General features: G+C 65.3%; 19 protein-coding genes. 16 read left to right on the plus strand and 3 right to left on the minus strand.

What is annotated here, in order from left to right:
• Positions 1-107 precede the first annotated feature (107 nt).
• From NFH98_RS10750 to NFH98_RS10765, 4 genes are all read left to right on the plus strand, one after another.
• Positions 108-815, plus strand: a complete 708-nt coding sequence (locus NFH98_RS10750) for a TRAP transporter small permease subunit (RefSeq protein ID WP_222516728.1) — start codon at positions 108-110, stop codon at positions 813-815.
• Positions 815-2119, plus strand: coding sequence for a TRAP transporter large permease (locus tag NFH98_RS10755; RefSeq protein WP_124804832.1), 1305 nt, complete (start codon positions 815-817; stop codon positions 2117-2119). The genes NFH98_RS10750 and NFH98_RS10755 overlap by 1 nt, the downstream gene beginning before the upstream one ends.
• Before the next feature lie 176 nt (positions 2120-2295).
• Positions 2296-3312, plus strand: coding sequence for an AraD1 family protein (gene araD1, locus NFH98_RS10760; RefSeq protein WP_222516430.1), 1017 nt, complete (start codon positions 2296-2298; stop codon positions 3310-3312).
• Positions 3313-3443: 131 nt separating this feature from the next.
• On the plus strand, positions 3444-5021 hold the full coding sequence (locus NFH98_RS10765) for an aldehyde dehydrogenase (NADP(+)) (protein ID WP_349622673.1): 1578 nt from the start codon (positions 3444-3446) through the stop codon (positions 5019-5021).
• A gap of 568 nt (positions 5022-5589) precedes the next feature.
• On the opposite strand, the gene NFH98_RS10770 is transcribed toward NFH98_RS10765, so the two are convergent.
• The gene (locus tag NFH98_RS10770; protein ID WP_502878741.1) at positions 5590-6435 is read right to left on the minus strand and encodes a LysR family transcriptional regulator; all 846 of its coding nucleotides are present in this window, start codon (positions 6433-6435) and stop codon (positions 5590-5592) included.
• A 351-nt stretch (positions 6436-6786) separates the two neighbouring features.
• Between NFH98_RS10770 and NFH98_RS10775 the strand changes: the two genes are divergently transcribed.
• From NFH98_RS10775 to NFH98_RS10830, 12 genes are all read left to right on the plus strand, one after another.
• A complete protein-coding gene (locus NFH98_RS10775; RefSeq protein WP_124804894.1) occupies positions 6787-8100 on the plus strand; it encodes an L-fuconate dehydratase in 1314 nt (437 codons plus the stop codon).
• A gap of 119 nt (positions 8101-8219) precedes the next feature.
• Positions 8220-9308 carry a TRAP transporter substrate-binding protein gene (locus NFH98_RS10780; protein ID WP_124804835.1) on the plus strand — a complete coding sequence of 363 codons (1089 nt, stop codon included), beginning with the start codon at positions 8220-8222 and terminating at the stop codon, positions 9306-9308.
• A 59-nt stretch (positions 9309-9367) separates the two neighbouring features.
• Entirely contained in the window at positions 9368-9859 is a 492-nt protein-coding gene (locus NFH98_RS10785; protein WP_045995049.1) for a TRAP transporter small permease, read from the plus strand.
• Positions 9856-11112, plus strand: coding sequence for a TRAP transporter large permease (locus NFH98_RS10790; RefSeq protein ID WP_349622675.1), 1257 nt, complete (start codon positions 9856-9858; stop codon positions 11110-11112). Before NFH98_RS10785 ends, NFH98_RS10790 begins: the two co-directional genes overlap by 4 nt.
• Positions 11113-11170: 58 nt before the next feature.
• Positions 11171-12592: an FAD-binding oxidoreductase gene (locus tag NFH98_RS10795; protein ID WP_348826473.1), complete on the plus strand. Its 1422-nt coding sequence runs from the start codon at positions 11171-11173 to the stop codon at positions 12590-12592.
• Positions 12593-12631: 39 nt separating this feature from the next.
• Entirely contained in the window at positions 12632-13792 is a 1161-nt protein-coding gene (locus NFH98_RS10800; RefSeq protein ID WP_045995047.1) for a fumarylacetoacetate hydrolase family protein, read from the plus strand.
• A 501-nt stretch (positions 13793-14293) separates the two neighbouring features.
• On the plus strand, positions 14294-14905 hold the full coding sequence (locus NFH98_RS10805) for a cytochrome P460 family protein (RefSeq protein ID WP_045995046.1): 612 nt from the start codon (positions 14294-14296) through the stop codon (positions 14903-14905).
• Positions 14906-15638: 733 nt separating this feature from the next.
• The gene (locus NFH98_RS10810) at positions 15639-16388 is read left to right on the plus strand and encodes an SDR family oxidoreductase (RefSeq protein WP_349622676.1); all 750 of its coding nucleotides are present in this window, start codon (positions 15639-15641) and stop codon (positions 16386-16388) included.
• 63 nt (positions 16389-16451) lie between these two features.
• Positions 16452-17303, plus strand: a complete 852-nt coding sequence (locus NFH98_RS10815; protein ID WP_349622677.1) for a fumarylacetoacetate hydrolase family protein — start codon at positions 16452-16454, stop codon at positions 17301-17303.
• Positions 17300-18355 carry a zinc-binding alcohol dehydrogenase family protein gene (locus NFH98_RS10820; RefSeq protein ID WP_349622678.1) on the plus strand — a complete coding sequence of 352 codons (1056 nt, stop codon included), beginning with the start codon at positions 17300-17302 and terminating at the stop codon, positions 18353-18355. The genes NFH98_RS10815 and NFH98_RS10820 overlap by 4 nt, the downstream gene beginning before the upstream one ends.
• 186 nt (positions 18356-18541) lie before the next feature.
• Complete coding sequence (locus NFH98_RS10825) at positions 18542-20227, plus strand: UxaA family hydrolase (RefSeq protein WP_349622679.1); 1686 nt, start codon at positions 18542-18544, stop codon at positions 20225-20227.
• A gap of 37 nt (positions 20228-20264) precedes the next feature.
• Positions 20265-21413 (plus strand): mannitol dehydrogenase family protein, encoded by a 1149-nt coding sequence (locus NFH98_RS10830; RefSeq protein WP_349622680.1) that lies wholly within the window; start codon positions 20265-20267, stop codon positions 21411-21413.
• Between the two features lie 176 nt (positions 21414-21589).
• Here the strand turns inward: NFH98_RS10830 and nanR are convergent, their stop codons facing one another.
• Positions 21590-22321, minus strand: a complete 732-nt coding sequence (gene nanR / locus NFH98_RS10835; RefSeq protein ID WP_108450207.1) for a transcriptional regulator NanR — start codon at positions 22319-22321, stop codon at positions 21590-21592.
• Positions 22322-22462: 141 nt separating this feature from the next.
• A complete protein-coding gene (locus NFH98_RS10840) occupies positions 22463-23539 on the minus strand; it encodes an Ldh family oxidoreductase (protein ID WP_213226915.1) in 1077 nt (358 codons plus the stop codon).
• Between the last annotated feature and the right edge of the window lie 46 nt (positions 23540-23585).

Consider the following 23585-nt stretch of genomic DNA (forward strand, 5'->3'; position numbering starts at 1 on the left):
GTCCAGCCTGCTGACACCGGGGGGCAGCTCCGTGACGACTTGCTGACCGCACCCGTGGTCGTGACCTTCAACCTGTTGACCAACGCCGCCAGCGGCCTGGAGCAACCATGACGCCTCCCTCCTCCCACAACACCCCCGCCGGATCGCCACATGACGGCGCCGGGCGGCCGCCTGATCCGTCACAAGAGCCTTCGCACGAGCCTTCGCATGATCCTTCACCCGAGCCTTCTCACGGCCCGAACCCCGACCCGTCGGCGGACAGGACGCCCGAGCGTGCCCCCGATGTGGTGCGCAGCCGGTTCGACCGTGGCGTGGTCCGGGTGGCCCAGTTCGCCGCCTGGCTGGTGTTTATCGCCATGGCCATCAGCGTCTATGAGGTGATCATGCGCTACGGCTTCGGCGCGCCCACCTCCTGGGTCCACGAGACCGTGGTCATGCTGGTGGCGGTCAGCTTCTGTCTCGGCGGCCCGGCCGCGCTGGCCTCCAACCGCCATATCCGGGTCAAGGTGCTCTATGACGCCGTGGGCCCGAGGTTCCGGCTGTGGCTCGACCGCTTCAATGACCTGGTCACCTTCGGCTTCTGCCTGGGCATGACCTACGCCGCCTGGGTGATGTTCTACGGCGCCTCCCACAACCCCCTCGGCGAGTGGCAGCTGGAGCGCTCCGGCACCTCCTGGAACCCGCCGTTCCCCGCCTTGGTCAAGGGCATGATCCTCGCCGCGGTGGCGATCATGTGCGTCCAGGCGCTGATTCACCTGATCCAGTCGATCAAGGGCAAGCCCGCCCCCGATGCACCCGAAGGAGGCGCTGACTGATGAGCATCGCAGACGGAACCCTGCTGCTGGTCGGCGCCATCTTCGCGCTGCTGGTCACCGGCCTGCCGCTGGCCTTTATCACCGGCCTGGTGGCGCTGGCCTTTACCTTCGGCTGGTTTGGCCCCAACGCCCTGCCGCTGGTGACCAGCCGGGTCTACGGCTTCGTCACCGAGTACTCGCTGGTGGCGGTGCCGATGTTCGTGCTGATGGCCTCGCTGCTCGACCGATCGGGCATCGCCAAGGATCTGTTCAACGCCATGCGGGTGTTCGCCGGGCGACTGCCCGGGGGCGTCGCCGTGCAGACCGTGGTGGTGGCGTTCTTCCTGGCCGCGCTGTCCGGCATCATCGGCGGCGAAATCGTGCTGCTCGGCATCCTGGCGCTGCCGCAGATGCTCCGCCTCGGCTACGACAAGCACCTGTCGATCGGCGTGGTCTGCGCCGGCGGGGCGCTCGGTACCATGATGCCGCCGTCCATCGTGCTGATCATCTACGGCCTGATCGCCAGCGTCTCCATCGCCGACCTGTTCACCGCGGCGATCACCCCGGCGGTGATCCTGATGCTGTCCTACATCGGTTATGTGCTGGTGCGCTGCCTGCGCAACCCCGCCATGGGCCCGCCGATGAGCGAGGAGGACCGCAACGCCGGCTTCGCCTCCAGGGGTGCCGCGCTGCGCTCGATCATCGTGCCGGCGCTGATCGCCTTCATGGTGCTGGGCTCGATCTACGGCGGCGTGGCCTCGGTCACCGAGGCGGCGGCCATGGGCGTGTTCGGTGTGCTGCTGGCGGTGCTGGCCCGGGGCGAGTTCTCGTTCTCGATGATGCACCAGAGCCTGTCCCAGACCCTGGTGACCTGCGGCATGATCATCTGGATCGGCATCGGCGCCGCCGCCCTGGTCGGGGTCTACAACCTGATGGGCGGCAACCGCTTCATCTCCGGCATGATCATGGATCTGGACGTCTCGCCCATCGTGATCATCCTGGTGATGATGGCGATCCTGATCGTGCTCGGCATGTTCCTCGACTGGATCGGGGTGGCCATGCTGACCCTGCCGATCTTCGTGCCGATCATCGTGCAGCTGGGCTACAGCCCGATCTGGTTCGGCATCCTGTTCGCGGTGAACATGCAGGTGTCCTTCCTGTCGCCGCCGTTCGGTCCCGCGGCCTTCTACCTGAAGGGCGTGGCGCCACCGGAGATCAGCCTCAAGGACATCTTCGTCTCGGTGCTGCCCTTTATCGCCCTGCAGCTATGCGTACTCGCGGCGCTGTTGGTGTGGCCCGAGATGGCCATGTGGCTGGTGCAATGAAGCGGATCGGCCCCTCTCCGGGACCAGGCGCCAGGCTAGACGCCAGCAAAGCCACCTTTCCATAACGTCAACCCATACCTTTGTATGTTGACCATACACCACCCCAGGGGCGTAAGATGCCTCTGGGGCCAACCGTGAACCGGGACAAGGCGCCCACGTCACGCAAGGATATCGCCATGCATCATGACACCCCCGAGACCCTTCGCATCATCCAGTGCCGCCACCAGGGCAGCGTCAGGGCCGCCCTGGTCGAAGGACCGGACCGTGTGCGACTGACCGACGCCGACACCTATACCCTGGCACGCCGTGCGCTGGCCGAGGGCAAGGGCCTGGCGACCACGGTCAAGGAAAGCCTCGGTGACGAGACCCTCGGCTACGCCGATCTGGTCGCGAGCGGTCAGCTACTGCCGCCGCTGACCCATCCGGATCCCGCGCACTGCCTGGTCACCGGCACCGGCCTGACCCATCTGGGCAGCGCCGATACCCGCAGCGCCATGCACGCCGACTCGTCCGAAACCGACGACGCCCAGCTGACCGATTCCATGCGCATGTTCAGGCTCGGCGTCGAGGGCGGCAAGCCCGCCGAAGGCCAGGTGGGCGCCCAGCCCGAGTGGTTCTACAAGGGGGATGGCGACTGCGTGGTGGCCCCCGAGGCGCCGCTGCCCTGGCCATCCTTTGCCGAGGATGCAGGCGAAGAGCCGGAACTCGCCGGGCTCTACCTCATCGATGATCAGGGCCGCCCCCATCGGCTGGGCTTCGCCATCGGCAACGAATTCTCGGATCACATCACCGAACGCTACAACTACCTGTGGCTGGCCCACTCGAAGCTTCGCGCCTGCAGTTTCGGCCCCGAACTGCTGATCGGTGAACTACCCTCTCATCTGGAGGGTACTTCGCGTATCACCAGAGACGGCGAGACCCTGTGGGAGAAGCCGTTCTTGACCGGCGAGGACAACATGGCGCACAGCATCGCCAACCTGGAGCACCACCACTTCAAGTACCCAGGTTTCCGTCGGCCCGGTGACGTCCACGTCCATTTTTTCGGCACCGCCACCCTGAGCTTCGCCGACGGTGTCAGTGTCAAACCGGGCGAGCGCTACGAGATCGAGCTACCGGCCTTCGGGCGTCCACTGCGTAATCCGCTGGCGCCGCCCACCGAGGACGAAGAACAGACCAGCGTCACGCCGATGTAATCGACCGGAGACAGGCTTCGACTGTCCCGAACAATGACGACACGAGCATTGAACGCAGGTCGAGCCGGCGTTGACACTGGTACCAGACAGCAAACCGACAACCCCATCCCCGCAAGCGAAAAGGAGCCAACATGACTCTGGAAGGAAAGCAGCTGATCGGCAGCCAGGCCGTCGAGGCCAAGGGCGAGCCCATCCACGCCGTCAATCCGGCCACCGGTGAGACCCTCGAGCCTGGCTACAAGGCAGGTTCCAAGGCCGAGGTCGAGCGCGCCTGCGAACTGGCCTGGGCAGCCTTCGATAGCTACCGCGAAACCGGCCTCGAGGCCCGTGCGACCTTTCTCGAGACCATCGCCGACGAGATCGAGGCGCTCGGTGATGCCCTGATCGAGCGCGCCATGCAGGAGTCCGGCCTGCCCCAGGCACGTCTGCAGGGCGAGCGCGGCCGTACCTGCGGCCAGCTGCGCCTGTTCGCCTCGGTGGTGCGCGCCGGCGAATGGCTCGACGTGCGGCACGATCCGGCCCTGCCGGACCGTGAACCGATGCCGCGGGTCGACCTGCGCCAGCGCCATATCGCGCTGGGTCCGGTGGCGGTGTTCGGCGCTTCCAACTTCCCGCTGGCGTTCTCGGTGGCCGGTGGCGACACCGCCTCCGCCCTGGCCGCCGGCTGTCCGGTCGTGGTCAAGGCCCACTCGGCCCACCCCGGCACCTCGGAGCTGGTCGGCCGCGCGCTGCAGAAGGCGGTGGCCCGCTGTGAACTGCCGGAAGGCGTGTTCTCGCTGCTGTTCGGTTCCGGTCGCGAGGTCGGCCAGGGCCTGGTCAGCGACGCGCGGATCAAGGCGGTGGGCTTCACCGGCTCGCGCAGCGGTGGCACCGCCCTGATGAAGACCGCCCAGGCGCGTCCCGAGCCGATCCCGGTGTACGCCGAGATGAGCTCGATCAATCCGGTGTTCCTGCTGCCCGAGGCGCTCAAGGCCCGTGGCAAGGAGCTGGGCGAGGCCTTCGTCGGCTCGCTGACCATGGGGGCCGGCCAGTTCTGCACCAACCCGGGGCTGGTGATCGCGGTCAAGGGCGAGGCGCTGGACGGCTTCGTCGAGGCCGCCGCCGAAGCGGTCAAGGGTGCCGGCGCACAGACCATGCTGACGCCGGGCATCCACGACGCCTACACCCAGGGAGTCAACACCCTGGGCGGCAGCGACAAGGCCCGTGAAGTGGCGCGCGGCCCCCAGGGCGACGGACCCAACCAGTGCCAGGCCGGCCTGTTCGTGGCCAAGGCCAGCGACTTCCTCAATGATGAGGCGCTGCAGGCCGAGGTGTTCGGTTCGACCTCGCTGGTGGTCGAGTGTGCCGACCTGGACGAGGTCAAGGCACTGGCCGAAGGGCTCGAGGGCCAGCTGACCGCGACCCTGCAGATGGACGACGGCGACATCGACTCGGCCCGTGGCCTGCTGCCGATCCTCGAGCGGCGTGCCGGTCGGGTCATGGCCAACGGCTGGCCCACCGGGGTCGAGGTGTGCCACGCCATGGTCCACGGTGGCCCCTATCCGGCCACCTCTGACTCGCGCACCACCTCGGTCGGCAGCGCCGCCATCCACCGCTTCCTGCGCCCGGTGTGCTATCAGAACCTGCCGGACGCCCTGCTGCCGCAAGCGCTCAAGGATGGCAACCCGCTGAACGTCAGCCGCCTGGTGGACGGCAAGCGCGAGGCGTAAACCGCCTGGCACACGTCTTCAACCAAGGGTCTTGAACCGACGTAGTTGAAACCATTGCTGAAGACATCGCTGAAAACATGGCTGAACACGTAGCTGAAGCCATGGTTGAAGCGAACGGACGGAGGCGCCGATCATCGGCGCCTCCTGTCTCGTCTTCTTTTTCTTGTTCTTGTCATTCTGTCCCGGTCTTTCTGCCCTGGTCTTTCTGGCCCCGTCTTTCTGTCATCGTCCTGCGGTCCGAATCGCCTGATAAAGACCTGCTGGGAACGATGGCCTTGGGTCATTATTCCACGACGGCTTTCAAGACGCTTAGCTCGCCATCACGTCGCTTATCAAGATTGCCTTGAAGACAGTCATCGAGACATCTATCCAGACACCCATTCAGACATCCTCCCGCCACCGTCTCCTCCTGCCTTTGCAATCACCTCCGATCCATAATCGGTGACGTCTCGCGCTTATTCGGCGAATATCTTGGCCATTATTGCCGGCATGAAACGCCCAACTTATTGGCCAAGACATCCCAGAAACATCCTTTCACGCCAACGATCATTCCTGCCCACGATATTGCTCATGGCGCATCCTCTTCTCCGACCAGGCTGGCGACAAACTCGGTCAGTAGTTCAGGCCAGGGCTCGCCCTTGCGCGTGAGCACGCCGTAGTAGCCCAGCGGCTCACCGATGGTCAGCGGCAGTACCGCGAAACGGCCATGAGAGAAGGTGGTCTTGACCACCGAGCTTGGCAACAGCGACAGGGTATCGGTACTCGCCACCAGCTGAAGCGAGGCCTGGGTGGAGGTGGTCTCGATGACGTTGCGCGGCGAGGCGACGCCGGCCTCGGCCAGGGCCGCCTCGAACAACCCGCGCATGGGGCTCGCCATGGGGTGCAGCACCCAGGGCCAGCGCACCACCTCGGCCAACTCAGGCGTCCCCTGACACAGCGGATGGTCGGGTCGCGCCACCACCGACACCGGCTCCTCCTTGAGCGGCAGAAAGTCGAACAGATGACGCTGGGACGGCTCGGTGTAGCGGCCAATGACGGCGTCGAGCAGCTTGTATTCGAGATCCACCAGCAGTCGATCGCTAGAGTTCTCGATCAACGAGATGGCGAGCCGCGGCCGGTGCGACTTCAACTCCGCCATGGCCCTTGGCAACATCACCGGGGCGGCACCGGGTACCGAGCCAAGCGCCAGCCGACCGTGCCCGCCTTCGCGCAGTGAAGCCAGTTCTTCGACCAGCCGATCGGTGTCGTTGAGCAGACGCCGTGCATAGCGCAATACCGTCACACCGGCGTCGGTCGGTTCCATCCGCCCGGGCTCACGCAGAAACAGCGGTATTCCGAGAAATCCCTCGATGTCCTTGAGCATCTTGCTGGCCGCCGGCTGGCTGATATTCAGCTGCCTTGCAGCCGCGTGCATGTTACGACTTTCGTCCAAGGCGACCAGCAATACCATATGCCTGATCCGTAGCCACGTCTTGGCGTGAATACCGCTGTCATGGGGCATGTAGCGCATCATCCCGATGATTGAAAAACACATGATAACCTGAGGTTATCAAATGGCCAAAAACTTGGATTGGCCGTTCTTTTAGCGCTCTGTTTAGACTGCCCTCACTGACAATAGAACGACGAGACAGCAGCAACAGAGGAACGGGAGAGCAACCAGAGAGGTAGGCGCTTTCCGCAAGCAGCCAACCGCTGATCGACGCCCATGATGCTTTCCCTGGCCACTCGTCGGACAACCAACAATATTCACCACAAGGCCGCCAGCATGACCACCATCACTCGGGTCGACGCCCGCGATATCCGCTTCCCCACCTCACGCCAGCTCGATGGCTCCGATGCCATGAACGAGGCACCGGACTACTCGGCCACCTACGTCATCCTGCACACCGATCAGGAAGACGAGGGCCACGGTCTGAGTTTCACCATCGGCCGCGGCAATGATCTCTGCGTCGCCGCGGTCAACGCCCTGGCACCCACCCTGGTGGGCCGCAAGCTCGAGGACATCACCGCCGACATGGGCACCTTCTGGCGCGAGCTGACCAGTGGCGATAGCCAGCTGCGCTGGCTGGGTCCGGAAAAGGGCGTGATGCACCTGGCCAGCGCCGCCCTGGTCAATGCTATCTGGGACCTGTGGGCCAAGCGTGAAGGCAAGCCGATCTGGAAGCTGCTGGTCGACATGAGCCCGGAACAGCTGGTGCGCTGCCTGGACTTCCGCTTCGTTACCGACGCCATCACCCCCGAGGAGGCCATCGCCCTGCTGCGTCGCAAGGCCGGCACCAAGGGCGAGCGCGAGGCCGAGATGAAGGCCGAGGGCTACCCCGGCTATACCACCTCCGCAGGCTGGCTTGGCTATTCCGAGGAAAAGATGCGTCGACTGTGCCGCGAAGCCCTGGCCGAGGGCTGGCAGCACTTCAAGCAGAAGGTCGGTGGCGACATCGAGGAAGATCGCCGGCGCGCGGCGATCCTGCGCGAGGAGATCGGCGAAGAACGCACCCTGATGATGGACGCCAACCAGATGTGGGATGTGGACGAGACCATCGTCAACATGCGCCGTCTGGCCGAGTTCAATCCTCACTGGATCGAGGAGCCCACCAGCCCCGACGACATCCTCGGTCACGCCGAGATCCGTCGTCGCCTCAGGGGCGGCCTGGAAGGTGGCATCGGCGTCGCCACCGGCGAGCACTGCCACAACCGGGTGATGTTCAAGCAGCTGCTGCAGGCAGGCGCCATCGACTTCTGTCAGCTCGACGCGGCGCGTCTGGGCGGGCTCAACGAGGTCATCATCGTGGTGCTGCTGGCGGCCAAGTACGGCGTGCCGATCTGCCCCCACGGCGGTGGCGTGGGCCTATGCGAATACACCCAACACATCTCCCTGTTCGACTACATCGCCGTCTCCGGTTCGCTGGAAGGTCGCCTGCTGGAGTACGTCGACCACCTGCACGAGCACTTTGTCGACCCGGTGCGTATCCGTCAGGGTCGCTACCTGGTGCCCGAGGCGCCGGGCTACAGCATCACCATGAAGCCCGAGTCCCTCGAGATGCATCGCTACCCCGAAGGCGCGGCCTGGCAAGACGCCTGAGCCGCTCCACCGGCCAGCGGCCCCGGGATGAAACGCTTCCCGGAGCCGCTGGCCAGCACGCCAAGCAAGGGCCAGAGCGTTACGCAATGGCCAGCACGCCACGCAAATTGGAGAGAAGCATGACAACAATCACAACGTCCGTCGCCCCCTTCACCCGTCGCCGCCTGGGCGCGGCCATCGCCGCCCTGACCATCGGCAGCCTGACGCTGGGTGGTGTTGCCACCGCCCAGGCCGCCAGCGAGATGCCGCCGATCCCCGAGGTCGACGGCCCCGTGGCCGAGGGTGACGGCAACGACTACACCCTCAAGTTCAGCATCGGCACCACCCAGTCCGGCGCCCAGTACCGTGGCCTCGAGTACTTCGAGGACATCGTCGAGGCACGCAGTGACGGCCATATCCAGGTCGAGCTGTTCCACAGCGCACAGCTTGGCGATGACCTCCAGGCGGTCAGCGCGCTGCAGTCCGGCACCCTGGAGATGACCGCGCCGTCCACGTCGCCGCTGGTCAACATGTTCCCGGAATTCGCGGTCTTCGACCTGCCGTTCCTGTTCCCCACTCCGGAAGTGGCCGACGAGGTGCTCGACGGCGAGATCGGTGATCGCATGCTGGAAACCGCCAGCACCAATGGCCTCAAGGCCCTCGGCTGGGCCGAGAACGGCTATCGCCAGCTGACCAACAGCCAGAACGCGGTGGCCTCGCCCGAGGATCTGGATGGCCTCAAGGTCAGGACCATGCAGAACCCGATCCACCTGGATATCTGGAAGACCCTGGGCGCCAACCCGACGCCGATGTCCTTCGCCGAGCTGTTCACCGCCCTCGAGCAGGGCGTGGTCGACGGCCAGGAGAACCCCTGGATCACCATTCAATCGTCCAAGTTCAACGAAGTGCAGGACTACGCCACCGAGTCCAACCACGTCTACACGCCCTTTATCACCCTGGTCTCCGAGCGCTTCTGGAGCCGTCTGCCCGAGGGCTATCAGGATCTGCTGTCCGACGCCGCCAAGCAGATGGGCGACTACCAGCGTGAAGTCAGTCGCACCCTCAACGACCAGATCAAGCAGGAGCTGATGGACGAGGGCATGAACATCACCGAGCTGACCCCGGAACAGGTGGCCACCTTCCAAGAGACCCTGTCGCCGGTCTATGACGAGTGGCGCGAGAAGATCGGCGGAGAGCTGATCGACGATATCCGCGCTGTTTCCCAGTAAGCCCTAGCCCGACCCCGCCGCTGTCGGCGGCGGGGTCGTCGTCACCACGGAGGTGACCCATGACCACCCTATCCTCCACTTCCACCCCGGGACTCCTGGGGTGGTTGATTACCACGCTGCGCATCGCCGTCGGATTGCTGGTGCTCGGCGTGGTGTTCTGCGTGACCGCCAACGTCTTCGGTCGCTTCGTGCTCAATACCTCCTACGCCTGGGCCGAGGAGCTGTCCCGGGTGCTGTTCATCTGGCTGGTACTGCTTGGCGCCGGACTCGGCAGCCTCGAGAAGGAACACGTGGCGGTGACCTACTTCAAGGACCTGGCCCCGGCCGGGCTGCGCCGCGTGCTGGGACTGACCGCCGTGGCGGTGATCTACCTCGTCTGCATCTGCATCCTGCTCGGCTTCAAGGAGCTGATCTCCGGCTATACCAGCGCTACCCCCATGCTCGGCATCCCCAAGACCTGGCTCTATAGCGCCATGCCGGTGATGGCAGGGCTGACCCTGATCGCCAACACCCTGGCCCTGGTGGCCCTGCTCAGGAGGTCCGAACCATGATCCTGTGGAGCATCCTTATCGGGCTTGCCATCTGCATCGTCATTGGCATGCCGATCTCGTTTGGCCTCGGCGCCATCAGCCTGTTCATCTTCTTCTATTCCGACTATTCGCTGTCGCCCATCGTCGCCCAGGCAGTCAACGGCCTGGACTCCTTTCCGCTGCTGGCCATTCCGCTGTTCATCCTGGTCGGCGAGGTGATGAGCGAGGGCGGCATCGCCACCCGCCTGGTCCGACTGGCCAGCGCCATGGTCGGCTTCGTCGCCGGTGGCCTGGGTCAGGTGGCGGTGATGACCTCGATGTTCTTCGGCGGCATCAGCGGCTCCGCCGTGGCCGACGCCTCGGCGGTCGGCAGCATGATGATCGAGCCGATGAAGCAGCATCGCTACAGCGCGCCCATGGCCACCGCCATCGTGGTCGCGGCCTCGGTGGTCGGCATCATCATCCCGCCGTCGATCCCGATGATCCTGTTCGGCGTGGTCACCAACACCTCGATCTCCCAGCTGTTCCTGGCCGGCATCGTGCCCGGCATCCTGATCACCCTGGGACTGGCGGCCACCACCTACGTGCAATCACGCAAGAACGGCAAAGGCCAGGCCTTCTCCTTCCAGGAACTGACCAGTGCCCTCAAGGACGCCATCCTGGCGCTGCTGCTGCCGGTGATCATCGTCGGTGGCATCCTCACCGGGGTCTTCACCCCCACCGAGAGCGCCGCCATCGCGCTGGTCTATGCCTTTGCGGTGTCCTTCTTCGTCTATCGCAGCCTATCGCTCAAGCGCTTCTTTGAGCTGTGCGTGAGCACCGGTCGACTGACAGGTGTGGTCATGCTGCTGCTGGCCTTCGCCAGCGTGCTGGCCTGGCTTCTGACCGCCAACATGATCCCCCAGCAACTGGTAGTGAGCCTGTCCGCCATCACCGAGAACAAGCTTCTGCTGCTGCTGATCCTGTCGGCCTTCCTGCTGGTGGTGGGCTTCTTCATGGACCTGACACCGGCCATGGTGATCCTGGCACCGCTGATGACGCCGGTGGTGGTCAAGCTTGGCATCGACCCGGTGTACTTCGGCGTGCTGATGTCCTTCATCCTGGGTATCGGCCTGATCACCCCGCCGGTGGGCACCGTGCTCTATGTCGGCTGTGGCGTCGGCAAGGTCGGCATGGAAAGCCTGGTCAAGAGCCTGCTGCCCTTCTACTTCACCCTGGTGGCACTGCTGGTCGTGTTCCTGCTGTTCCCGGGAGTGGTGCTGTGGTTCCGATAACACCGAACTTGAACAACCTGGGCGGCCCCTGGCCGCCCGCCGAGCGGAGAAGCCCCCGATGAGCGCCAACGACGACCTGCTGACCTTTCTGCGAGAGACCCTGGGCAGCACCGGCGTGCTGACAGACGACCTCGAGCGCTATCGGGTCGACTGGGCCGGCGCCCGCGGCGGTCTGCCGTTGGCGGTGGCTCGCCCGGCGACCTCTGAGCAGGTGGCGCAGGTACTCGGCTACTGTCATCGCCACGATATTCCGGTGGTCCCCCAGGGCGGCGGCAGCGGCCTGGTCGAAGGCGCCCTGCCGGACAGCCAGACACCGGAGCTGGTCATCAGCCTGGAGCGGCTTAATAAAATTCGCTCCATCGATCCGATCAACTTCACCCTGAGCGTCGACGCCGGCTGCGTGCTGCAGACCATCAAGGACGCCGCCGAGGCCGAGGATTGCACCTTTCCGCTGGCCCTCGGCGCCCAGGGCAGCTGCCAGATCGGCGGCAACATCGCCACCAACGCCGGCGGCCTTAACGTGCTGCGCTACGGCATGATGCGCCAGCTGGTACTGGGTATCGAGGTAGCACTGCCGGACGGCCGTCTGCTCGACGACATGAAGGCACTGCACAAGAACAACACCGGCTACGACCTGAAGCAGCTGTTCATCGGTGCCGAGGGTACCCTGGGCATCGTCACCGGCGCGGTACTCAAGCTCTACCCCCGTCCCCAGGTGACACGCACGGCGCTGATCGGCTGCCCCGACGTGGCCTCGGTGCTGAAACTCTATGCCCAGGCAAGACGCAGCTGCTGCGACCTGCTGACCGCCTTCGAGCTGATTCCGCGGGCCTGCATGGAGCTTGCCCTGGAGGCCGATCCCTCACTGCCGGACCCGCTGGATGCACCCCACCCGGTGTACGTGCTGATGGAAGTCGCCGCCAGCGGGCCTGCCGATCTCGACAGCATGATCGAGTCGCTATTCGAGCGAGGACTCGAGGAAGGCCTGCTGGAGGATGGTGTGCTGGCCTCCAGCGATACCCAGGCGGCCCAGCTATGGCAGCTGCGCGAGGCCATGCTGGAAGGCCAGCAGCGCCGCGGCGAGCACCTGCGTACCGACGTCTCGCTGCCGATCTCCCAGCTTACCGCCTTCCATGACCAGGCGGAGGCGGCGATCACCGAGGCCTCGCCGGACTCTCAGGTCATCGCCTACGGCCACGTCGGCGATGGCAACCTGCACTTCAATATCCTGCCGCCGGCGCATCTGGACGACGACGACAAGCGCAGTCTGCTGCATGAGCTGGAAGAGCAGCTGTTTGCCATTGTCGCCGAGTTCGACGGCAGCATCAGCGCCGAGCACGGCATCGGTCGCGTCAAGCAGCCCTACTTCCTCGAAAGCCTGTCGGCGCCGGAGCACGACATCATGCGTGGCCTGAAGCGCCTGCTGGACCCCCGCGGCCTGATGAGCCCCGGACGCATCCTGCCCAGAATGCAGCGCTGAGCCATCGACTTCCCCTTTTCAACAGATAGAGGCCCTAACATGAGTCCCCGCCTTACCGCCCGCGACATCCTGCCCGACGACGCCGACCGTGCCCTGCTGGTCGGCCGAGTGTGGCGCGACGACCAACGAGGCCCCGTCCTGGTAACCGTTCGCGATGGCCAGCTTATCGACCTGTCGGCCACCATCAATGTCATGGCCGACCTGCTCGAACGCGACGACGCCGCCGAGCTGATCGCCAACGCCGAGGGCGAGTCCCTGGGTAGCCTGGACAGCCTGCTGGAAAATTCCTGCCAGACACCCCAGCGCGCCCCGCACCTGCTCGCGCCCTGCGACGTCCAGGCGATCAAGGCCTGTGGAGTGACCTTCGCGGTCAGCCTGCTGGAACGCGTCATCGAGGAGCAGGCCGGTGGCGACGCCGCCCGCGCCGGCGAGCTGCGCGAGGAACTCAAGCGCGTGATCGGCGGTGACCTGTCGAAGATCCGCCCCGGCTCCGACGAGGCCATGGCGCTCAAGGCCGAGCTTCAGTCCCGTGGCGCCTGGTCCCAGTACATGGAGGTCGGCATCGGCCCCGACGCCGAGGTCTTCACCAAGTCGCAGCCGCTGTCCGCGGTGGGCCAGGGCGCGGCGGTGGGGCTGCACCCGTCATCGCGCTGGAACAACCCCGAGCCCGAGATCGTGCTGGCGGTGGATGCACAAGGCAACGCCCGCGGCGCGACGCTGGGCAATGACGTCAATCTGCGCGATGTCGAAGGACGCAGTGCCCTGCTGCTGGGCAAGGCCAAGGATAACAACGCCTCCTGTGCCATCGGCCCCTTCATTCGCCTGTTCGATGACCACTTCTCGATCGACGACGTGCGCTCGGCCATGGTCAGCCTGCGCATCGAAGGCAACGACGACGACTTCCTGCTGGAAGACCAGAGCGACATGCGCGAGATCAGTCGCGACCCGCTGGACCTGGTCGGCCAGACCATCGGCGCGCATCACCAGTACCCCGATGGCTTCATGCTGTTCCTCGGCACCATGTTCTCGCCGATTCAGGACCGCGACGGGCCCGGCCAGGGCTTTACCCATCACCTGGGTGATGTGGTCACCATCTCGACGCCTCGCCTGGGCGCTCTGGTCAATCGCGTCGAACGCTCCGACCAGCTGCCCCCCTGGACCTACGGTATCCGCGCCTGGCTCGCCCACCAGCGCGGCTGACACCACGCAAGACCCGCACGAACCGACATCTCCCTTCTGCCTCGCCCTCGGCGAGGCTTTTTTGTTTCAGGCCGCCAACTGTGCCATTACGCGCTGCTACTCAAGCATTTGCGCATGCGGTATGCGAGTTCCCGCGCCGGACATGGCGAGTGACATGGCTCTGACATATACCTTCAAGACCCCTCCCGCCGATGTCAGTCAGTGTTTCGACATATGACGGTTGTTCTTGCGCAAGGCGCGTTGCATCGCGAACGCAAGGTCAGGAACAACGCAAGGTCAGGAACAAGACCGGCAACGTCATCGCTGCACTCGCGCGAGCGAAGGGACCAAGGAACATCGACCATCATCAGACAAGGGCCTCAAGGCCCGGATAAAGGACAGGGAGCAAGCCAAAGGCCACCCAAGAAGCCTGCGCCGCCCTTGCCGTGACTCGTCGCCGTCAGCGCAGCACCCGTGGATGGATGCGTCCAGGTGCGCCTCGGTGACCAAGGAGGACAGACCATGCTCAGGATTTCCCGTCTCACCGCCTTCGCCGCCGCCATGGGCGCCAGCCTGATCGCCTTCGACGCGGTCGCCGAGACCTACTTCGAGATCACCGACGGGGAGCTCACGCGCCCCACCGGCTTCCGCGAATGGGTGTTCGTCGGTACCCCGCTCACGCCCAATGACATGAACAACGGCAAGGCGCCTTTTCCCGAGTTCCACGCCGTCTACATCGATCCGGAAAGCTGGGATCACTGGAAGGAAACCGGTGAATTCCGCGATGGCGCCATCATGATCAAGGAGCTGATCAGCGTCGGCAGCAAGCAGGCGGCCAGCGGCAACGGCTACTTCATGGGCGAATACATCGGCCTCGAGGCGACCATCAAGAGCAGCGAGCACTTCCCGGATGAACCCGGCAACTGGGCCTACTACAGCTTCTCGACGCCGGACCACTCGAGTCTCAAGGAGACAGCGGCGCCCTTCCCCACCGCGGCCTGCAACGCCTGCCACGCGGCGGCGGCAGCCGACGACTTCGTCTTTACCCAGTACTACCCGGTACTGACCGCCGGCAAGGGCGCCGGCGACGACGCCGGTGGCGGCACCCAGTCCCAGCTTGGCAACGACGGCTGATCGCCTGTCTGGCCCCGTTCCGACAGTCCAGGGCCTGAACCATCGGCCAGGGAGTCAGAGTCAGGAACGGGGACCATCTGGAATATGGTGCCTAAAGGTGCCAATGAAAGGTGCTATGTAGAAACGTGCGGTACGTGCACATGCGAACCGCAGCCGGCCGTATAGACATATAAACACCCGATACCCAGTAGCACGAAGGCCGGCAAGACAAGCACCTGGCACCACCGAGCATGAAGCGATGGCGGTGACCCTGCGTCACCCTATGGCCTTGCAGGGTACGTCTACCGGCGAGCCACTGGATTCGCCCCGGAGTCCAGAAGTGGCATAGGGGCTGCCCCGAGAGAAGGATGTCTCTCGGCAGCGATATCCGCCATCCTTCTTGCGTTCCCTGCCCTCCTGGCGGCCCTCCCCGGCCGCCTTTTTTTATGTTCTCGGCGGTCTCTTCCCGCTGACCAGCGATCTCCGTCCCAGCTCTTTGCTATCAGCCATATTCCGCTACCCCGGCTCTCTTGATCCTTTACGACCAAAGTCGGCCCTTGGCGCTAATTGCAATCCAGCCAACCTGCGCCATACTACGGATAACGTCATGCTAGCAGCCTGTCATACCACCTAGCGAAAACCGCGACACGACCAGGCTTCAGTTAGAGGGAGAGCACCAGGCCTTCGTCACTACGACACCTGATGTTTCGCCGCCATAGCAACAACCTCGTCGCCCCTGCCAACAGGAGACATCATGCGTCTGTCAGGAAAGACCGCCTTGATCACCGCCGCCGGCCAGGGCATCGGTCGCGCCACCGTCGAGCGCTTTATCGCCGAGGGCGCGGAGGTCCACGCCACCGACCTCGATCCGGCCAAGCTCGAGGATCTGGCAGATCGCCGGGGTGTCCGCTGCCACACCCTGGATGTGACCGACCCTGCGGCGATCGCCGAGCTGGGGGCGAAGATTCCGACACCGACCATCCTGTTCAACTGTGCCGGTTACGTGCATAGCGGCAGCCTGCTCGAGTGCTCCATCGAGGACTTCGATCGCTCCATGGCGATCAACGTCACCGCCATGTACCACACCATCTCGACCTTTCTTCCCGGTATGCTGGAGGCCGGTGGTGGCAGCATCATCAACATGGCGTCGGTCGCCAGCAGCCTGAAAGGGGTTGCCGGACGCTTTGCCTACGGCACCAGCAAGGCCGCCGTCATCGGTCTGACGCGCTCGGTGGCGGCGGACTACGTGACTCAGGGCATCCGCTGCAACGCCATCTGTCCGGGTACCGTGGAGTCGCCCTCCCTGGCGCAGCGTATTCGCGCCCAGGCCGAGGCTCAGGGACAGGACGAAGCCCAGGTGCGCCAGGCCTTCCTCGACCGCCAGCCAATGGGACGCCTGGGCAGGCCCGAGGAGATCGCCGCACTGGCCGTCTATCTGGCCTCCGATGAATCGGCGTATACCACAGGTACCAGCCAGATCATCGACGGTGGCTGGCTGGCGTAAAAGACGACACAACGACATCAATCCATCGACCTTATCCATCCAATCAACGACAAAGGACACCCCATGAAACTGCTGCGATTCGGCGCCCCCGGCCAGGAAGCTCCCGGTATTCTCGACGCCAACGGACGTGTCCGTGACCTGTCCGGCGTCATCGACGACGTTGCCGGAGAGGCCCTCGGACGTGACAGCCTGGCGCGCATCGCCGGCCTCGATCTGGAAAGCCTGCCTGAGGTTCCCGCCGACACCCGTATCGGCCCCTGCGTCGGTCAGGTCGGCAAGTTCATCTGCATCGGTCTCAACTACGCCGACCACGCCGCCGAGAGTGGCGCCGAGGTGCCGCCGGAGCCGGTGATCTTCAACAAATGGACCAGCGCCATTTGCGGCCCCGACGACAACGTCATCATTCCCCGCGATTCCTCCAAGACCGACTGGGAGGTCGAACTCGGCGTGGTGATCGGCAAGGGCGGTCGCTATATCGACGAAGCCGACGCCCTCGAGCACGTGGCGGGCTACTGCGTGATCAACGACGTATCCGAGCGGGAATTCCAGCTCGAGCGAAGCGGTACCTGGGACAAGGGCAAGGGTTGCGACACCTTCGGCCCCCTCGGCCCCTGGCTGGTGACCCCGGATGAAGTGGAAGATCCCCAGGCGCTTAACCTGTGGCTAGAGGTCGACGGCAAGCGATACCAGGACGGCAATACCCGCACCATGGTCTATCAGGTGGCCTACCTGATCAGCTACCTGAGCCGCTTCATGAGCCTGCAGCCAGGCGACGTCATCTCCACCGGCACGCCGCCTGGTGTCGGCCTGGGCCAGAATCCGCCGGTGTTCCTGCGTCCGGGTCAGACCATGCGCCTGGGCATCGAGGGCCTCGGGGTACAGACCCAGAAGGTCGTGGCGGATTCCGACGCATGAGCCAGTCCGACCAGCCAATGACCGTGGCGGTCTGCGTCGAACCAGGGCAGATGGCCCTGGAACAGCGCCCCCGCCCCGAGCTTGCCGGCGGCGAGGCCCTGGTGCGCATTTCGCGCATCGGGGTCTGCGGCACCGATATCCACGCCTTCGGCGGCAACCAACCCTACTTCGAATACCCCAGGGTGCTGGGGCACGAACTGGCCGGTACGGTGGAGGCCCTTGCCGACGACGTGGACGAGGCGACCCGTGCCCGCCTCGAGCACCAGCCGGTGTACGTGATTCCCTACCTGCACTGTGGCGAGTGTCGCGCCTGCCGACGCGGCAAGACCAACTGCTGTCAGGCGATGCAGGTGATCGGCGTCCATCGCGACGGTGGCATGGCCGAGTGGCTGAAGGTTCCGGTCGATCATCTGGTGGCCTGCCCGGCACTGGAACCAGACGAGTTGGCGCTGATCGAGTGCCAGGCCATCGGTGCCCACGCGGTGCGTCGGGCCGCGGTGGAAGCGGACGAACTGGTGGCGGTGGTCGGCGCCGGCCCCATCGGCATCGGCGTCGCCCAGGTCGCCCGGGCCCGCGGTGCACGGGTACTGCTGCTCGATACCAGCGCCGAACGCCTGGCCTTCTGCCGCGAAGCGCTCGGCTTCGAGCTGACCCTGGTGGTGGGCGAGGACGATCCGCAGGCGCGCCTGGCCAGTCTCAACGACGACGCCCTGGCCGATGTGGTGTTCGACGCCACCGGCAATCCGAGCGCCATGGAGGCCGGCTTCGGCCTGGCCGGACACGGCGGCCGCTACGTGCTGGTCAGCATCGTCAAGTCAGACATTCGCTTTGACGACCCGAGCTTTCACGGCCGAGAACTGACCCTGCTCGCCAGCCGCAACGCCACCCGCGAAGACTTCGACTGCGTCACCGAACTGCTGGAAGAAGGCCGTATCCAGGTACGCCCGATGATCACCCATCGCGCCAAGCTCGAGGCCCTGCCGGAGACCATGCCGGTGTGGTGCGGCGGTGAGGCCGGCGTGATCAAGGCGATGATTCACCTCGATCGATAAGTCGGCTCCTGGACAGGCACGCGTCGCAGCTTGACTGCCGTGGCGCGCGCCCCAGGACCGGCGCCCCCTTCGACGGGCACCGAACACTCTTTCACCAGGCGGCGTACGGCACCCACCGTCATCTGCTGCACCCGATCACCAGGCCGTCACGATAACAACGTCAACGCCTTTGCCGAGGACCGTCCCATGTCCACGCAGTCATCGACCACCGCTGCATCGAACAAGGAAGCGTCGTCCAACGCGACCATCGCCAGCGACCAGCCCGCCCAGGAAAGCCTGCGGGTCCATCCTGCCGACAATGTGCGTGTCGCCCTGCGCGACCTGCCCCAGGGGCACCGCATCGACGAGGGTGCCGACACCCTGACGCTGGTGGAAGCCATCCGCCACAAGCACAAGTTCGCCCTCGAGGATCTGGCCGTCGGTGACACCGTCACCATGTACGGCGTCACCGTCGGCCGGGCCACCCGGGCGATCGCCCGTGGCAGCGTGATCCGCACCGACAACCTGGAGCACTTCACCCACTCGGATACCCCGGTCACCCGCCGGGAACACTGGCAGGCACCGGACGTTTCCGCCTTCGAGGATCACACCTTCGACGGCTTCCATCGTCCGGACGGTGGCGTGGGCACCGCCAACCTGTGGCTGGTGGTGCCACTGGTGTTCTGCGAGAACCGCAATATCGAGGTGCTTCGCCAGTGTGTGGCGGACGCCCTGGGTGACGACCCTTTCCGCGACTACAAGCAGATGGCACGCCAGATGCTTCATGGCGATAGCCCGAGCCATGTGACCGAGCCTCCCTCCTCGCCCTTTCCCAACGTGGACGGCGTGCGTTTTCTGACCCATACCCTGGGTTGTGGCGGCACCGACGACGACGCCCAGGCGCTGTGCAACCTTCTGGCGGGCTACATCACCCACCCTAACGTTGCCGGCGCCACGGTGCTGAGCCTTGGCTGCCAGAAGGCCCAGATCGCCATGCTCAAGCAGGCGGTGGCAAGCAAGGACCCGCAGGGCCTGCGCCCGGTGCACTACCTCGAGCAACAGGCCAGCACCAGCGAAGACGCCTTGATCGAACAGGCCCTGGGCACCATCTTCGATGGCCTGCGCGAGGCCAACCAGGTGACCCGCCAGCCGGCGCCGCTATCGGCCCTGCGCATCGGGGTGGAGTGCGGCGGGTCCGACGGCTTCTCGGGTCTGTCGGCCAACCCGGTGGTGGGCGGTGTCATCGATCGCCTGGTTGCCCTCGGCGGCAGCGGCATCCTCAGCGAATTTCCCGAGCTCTGCGGAGTCGAGCACGAACTGCTGTCGCGCTGCGTCGACGACACCACCGCCGAACGTTTCTCGTCGCTGATGCAGGCCTACCAGCGCCACGCCGACGCGGTCGGTGCGAGTTTCTCGATGAACCCCTCGCCGGGCAATATCCGCGATGGTCTGATCACCGATGCCATGAAGTCCGCCGGGGCCGCCAAGAAAGGCGGCGATAGCCCGGTGGTCGAGGTCCTCGACTACACCGAGACCGCCACGCGGCCCGGCCTGGCGCTGCTGTGCAGTCCCGGCAACGATGTCGAGTCCACTACCGCTCTGGTCGGCTCTGGCGCCAACCTGGTGATCTTCACCACCGGGCTCGGCACGCCCACGGGTAACCCGGTGGCACCGACCCTAAAGGTCGCCAGCAACTCGGACCTGGCCCGCCGCATGGCGGACATCATCGACTTCGATAGCGGAGCGGTGATCCGGGGCGAGGCCTCCATCGACGAGCTCGCCGATGACCTGCTGGCGCTGTGCATCGAGACCGCGTCTGGGCGCTACACCACCCGCGCCGTGGGGCTGGCCCAGCACGACTTCATTCCCTGGAAGCGTGGGGTGTCCTTGTGAGAGAGCCTGTGAGCTTCCCTTGAGAGAGCCTGACAACATGCAAAACGCAACCACCGTCACCCTGATGCAGTTCGGCATCGGCCGTTTTCTGCTGGCCCACGTCGACCTGTTCGCCAGCCAGGCCCGGGACGAACACGGCAGTGATATCCGTATCATTGCGGTACAGAGCTCAGACCGTGCGGCCGGGCGAACCAAGGCCCACGCCCTGGCCCGGGACCCGGTCTACCCGGTCAAGATGCGCGGCCGACGTGATGGCGAACTGATCGATACCACCCATCAGGTCGACAGCATCACCACCGCGCTGGTTGCCCGCGAAGCCTGGGCAGAAGTGGAGCGGCGTTTTCGCGATGAGGTGACCCACGTGGTCTCCAACACCTCCGAGGCGGGCTATCAGGTCCCGGCGGGCGATGGCCCACGGCGGGACTGCCCCGAGAGCTTCCCCGCCAAGCTGACGCACCTGTTGAAGACCCGCTTCGACGCCGGCCGTCCCGGCGTCACCCTGCTGCCATGCGAGCTTCTGACCGACAACGCCCTCAAGCTCAAGGACGTCATCCTGGAATTGGCACAGGCCCACTACGACGACGATGGCTTCATGGCATGGCTCGAGCGGGACTGCGTGTGGGCGGTGACCCTGGTGGACCGCATCGTCTCCGCCGAGCTGGATCCGGTGGGCGCCGTCGCCGAGCCCTATGGCCTCTGGGCGATTCAGCAAACGCCCGGGCTGGTGATGCCGTTCTCCCACCCGGACGTACATCTGGTCGACGATATCCGTCCCTTCGAGCGTCGCAAGCTGCACCTGCTCAACCTGGCTCATACCTGGCTGGTCGCTCGCGTCCTGGATCTCGGTCTCGGCGAAGAGGTGACACTGGTTCGCCAGGCGATAGACGACCCCCGCCTGGGAGACGAACTGGAGAAGATGCTGCGCCAGGAGGTGGTACCGGTACTCGATCAGGAACTTCCGGGCATGGAACTCGAGGACTACGTCGACAGCATTCTGGATCGTTTCCGCAATCCATGGCTGGACCACCGACTGGCCGATGTCGCCCAGAATCATCCCCAGAAGCTGGAGCGAAGGCTGGCGCCGGTGGTACAGATGGCCGCCCGCCAGGGTCGGGACGTACCACGCCTGGCCAGCGCTTTCCCCTCGACGGCTTCCGCGTCGACCTCGTCCCTGTCCTCGAACTGACAACGTGCTGGGCAAACTGGCGGCTCACCCAAACAAGGCACCCTTCAATAACACGCCTCCGCCGGATGTCATCCGGCGGCGGCGTATGGCTTCGACTCACGCCCTTGGCCCAAGGCCCTTGGCTCAGGGTGGTTGTCGCTGCCCGGTGCAGCACGCGAGTTTCCGCTCCCTCAGGCTCAGGCGTCGTCCTGGCGACTCTTGAGGCGTTGCTTGAGCTGCATATAGGTGCCGTAGTGACGATCGAGGTGCCGTCGCATGGCGGCCTCGGCGGCTTCCGGGTCCCGGGCGGCGATGGCCTCGACGATCTCGGTGTGGGCCTCCAGGGCAGCCAGGTCCTCCCCGGGCTGCTGCAGCGCCAGGGCGCGACGGTCATCGAGCCACTCGGATAGTGCCTGATGGATGGCGTCGTAGATGGGGTTGTGCCCGATACTCGCCAGGACGCCATGAAAGTCGTTATCGGCCCGCTTGACGGCGGCTTCATCGCCGATCACCGAACGCTGATGCGCCAGAGCGTCGCGCAACGCCTGGATCTCCTCATCGCTTGCGTGCTGCGCCGCCTGACGGGCCAGCGCGACCTCGAAAAGCGCCCGAGCCTCCTGAAAGTACTGCTGCCCTTCGGGTTTGGCCAACAACTGCCGGGTGACCCCGGACAGCCTCGCCATCACGGCCTCGGCGGTGGGCCGGATAACCCGTGCCCGGGTGCCGCTGTTGATCGCGATCAAGCCTAGCTGCTGCAGGTAGAACAGCGCCTCCCGCACCGCCGGGCGCCCGACCCCGAACTGCTCCATCAATTCACGTTCGGACGGCAATTGATCATTCTCGCCCAGCCGCCCTTCGAGGATTTCAGCCTCCAGTTGTTCGGCCACCTGCTCGGACAGCGTCTTGCGCTCCACCCGATATTTGCTCATCGACGCGGGTCTCCCTCGATCCATCACCCGGAGCGTCTCCGGGACACGGCGCACATGGTACTGCAAGGCGCACCCCCTGGGCAGCAAGGCGTCACTGCGGCACACTCGCCCCGGGCCAGGCCAAGCCTCGACGGCGCTCGGTCAGTGCTCGGTCAGCGCCGTCAGCGCAAAGCGCTCGGCGATCTGGCGATACTGATCGCGCTGGGCATGGTCCAGGGGAATGCCAGTCTGCTTGCGCTCGTCGCGGGTCTGCCACTCGCGATCCCCCGGCGCCAGCACCCGCTGACCCTCTACCGGCGTCATCTGGCGTAGATCCTTGAGGTACTCGGCCAGGCGACGCTCGAAGGCGCTGCGCTCCTCGAAGGCGCCCGGGTCCATCACCAGAAAGAAGTGGCCGACGCCGCGCGGAGTCGACATGTCCGGCCCGCCCATCGGCAGCAGGCGAAAACCGTGGACCATGTTGGCCAGGGTCGAACTCAGCACCTCGACCATGCCGCCAAGCCCGGCCCCCTTGAAGCCGAAGCCGGCGCCACCTACCGGCAACAAGGCGCTGACCTGGCGGGCGTCGGTAGTCGTGCTGCCGTCGCTGGTCGCGGCGATATCCGCCGGCAAGGGCCGTCCGATGGCCGCATACTGCTTCACCCGATTCATGGGCACCGAGCTGGTGGCCATGTCCAGCAGATACGGATCCTCGCCGGCCACCGGTGCAGCGAAGGCGATCGGATTGGTGCCGTGGAAGGCCCGCTGACTACCGTGGAGCAGGACGAACGGATCGGAATTGCAAAAGGCCATGCCGAGCATGCCCTGCTCTGCCGCGGCGAGGGCGTAGCAGCCGGCGGCACCGAAGTGCGACGAGTTGCCGACCGCCACCGCACCGATGCCGACCTCCCGGGCCATGCTGACGGCATGATCGATGGCCCGATACCCGGCCAGATGGCCGAAGCCATCATCGGCGTCCAGTACCGCAGTGCCGGCCAGACGCTGCTTGATGCTCGGCGTCGGGCTGCCCTTGATCCGCCCGCCTTGCAGGGCGTTGAGGTAGTGCGGCAATAGCCTCAGGCCGTGGCTGTCGGTGCCCATCAGCGAGGCCGTGACCAACGCCTTGGCCACCGCTTCCCGGGAGGCCTGATCGGCGCCGGCAGCCGCCAGCGCCTGTTCGATAAAGCGATGCAGATCCTTGTAATCGACCCGACAGGCCTCGTATTGACTGGCACTCATGGGGATTCCTTGTGAGGGGGATAAGGGCCGCAAGGCGCGCACCGAT

Source organism: Halomonas sp. H33-56 (genome assembly GCF_040147035.1).
In the GTDB taxonomy this organism is placed as follows: Bacteria; Pseudomonadota; Gammaproteobacteria; order Pseudomonadales; family Halomonadaceae; genus Halomonas; species Halomonas litopenaei.

Bases quoted from the DNA above. Each gene is read 5' to 3' on its own strand.
- NFH98_RS10750 (WP_222516728.1), top strand. From the start codon at position 108: ATGACGCCTCCCTCCTCCCACAACACCCCCGCCGGATCGCCACATGAC.
- NFH98_RS10755 (WP_124804832.1), top strand. From the start codon at position 815: ATGAGCATCGCAGACGGAACCCTGCTGCTGGTCGGCGCCATCTTCGCG.
- araD1 (WP_222516430.1), top strand. From the start codon at position 2,296: ATGCATCATGACACCCCCGAGACCCTTCGCATCATCCAGTGCCGCCAC.
- NFH98_RS10765 (WP_349622673.1), top strand. From the start codon at position 3,444: ATGACTCTGGAAGGAAAGCAGCTGATCGGCAGCCAGGCCGTCGAGGCC.
- NFH98_RS10770 (WP_502878741.1), bottom strand. From the start codon at position 6,435: ATGCACGCGGCTGCAAGGCAGCTGAATATCAGCCAGCCGGCGGCCAGC.
- NFH98_RS10775 (WP_124804894.1), top strand. From the start codon at position 6,787: ATGACCACCATCACTCGGGTCGACGCCCGCGATATCCGCTTCCCCACC.
- NFH98_RS10780 (WP_124804835.1), top strand. From the start codon at position 8,220: ATGACAACAATCACAACGTCCGTCGCCCCCTTCACCCGTCGCCGCCTG.
- NFH98_RS10785 (WP_045995049.1), top strand. From the start codon at position 9,368: ATGACCACCCTATCCTCCACTTCCACCCCGGGACTCCTGGGGTGGTTG.
- NFH98_RS10790 (WP_349622675.1), top strand. From the start codon at position 9,856: ATGATCCTGTGGAGCATCCTTATCGGGCTTGCCATCTGCATCGTCATT.
- NFH98_RS10795 (WP_348826473.1), top strand. From the start codon at position 11,171: ATGAGCGCCAACGACGACCTGCTGACCTTTCTGCGAGAGACCCTGGGC.
- NFH98_RS10800 (WP_045995047.1), top strand. From the start codon at position 12,632: ATGAGTCCCCGCCTTACCGCCCGCGACATCCTGCCCGACGACGCCGAC.
- NFH98_RS10805 (WP_045995046.1), top strand. From the start codon at position 14,294: ATGCTCAGGATTTCCCGTCTCACCGCCTTCGCCGCCGCCATGGGCGCC.
- NFH98_RS10810 (WP_349622676.1), top strand. From the start codon at position 15,639: ATGCGTCTGTCAGGAAAGACCGCCTTGATCACCGCCGCCGGCCAGGGC.
- NFH98_RS10815 (WP_349622677.1), top strand. From the start codon at position 16,452: ATGAAACTGCTGCGATTCGGCGCCCCCGGCCAGGAAGCTCCCGGTATT.
- NFH98_RS10820 (WP_349622678.1), top strand. From the start codon at position 17,300: ATGAGCCAGTCCGACCAGCCAATGACCGTGGCGGTCTGCGTCGAACCA.
- NFH98_RS10825 (WP_349622679.1), top strand. From the start codon at position 18,542: ATGTCCACGCAGTCATCGACCACCGCTGCATCGAACAAGGAAGCGTCG.
- NFH98_RS10830 (WP_349622680.1), top strand. From the start codon at position 20,265: ATGCAAAACGCAACCACCGTCACCCTGATGCAGTTCGGCATCGGCCGT.
- nanR (WP_108450207.1), bottom strand. From the start codon at position 22,321: ATGAGCAAATATCGGGTGGAGCGCAAGACGCTGTCCGAGCAGGTGGCC.
- NFH98_RS10840 (WP_213226915.1), bottom strand. From the start codon at position 23,539: ATGAGTGCCAGTCAATACGAGGCCTGTCGGGTCGATTACAAGGATCTG.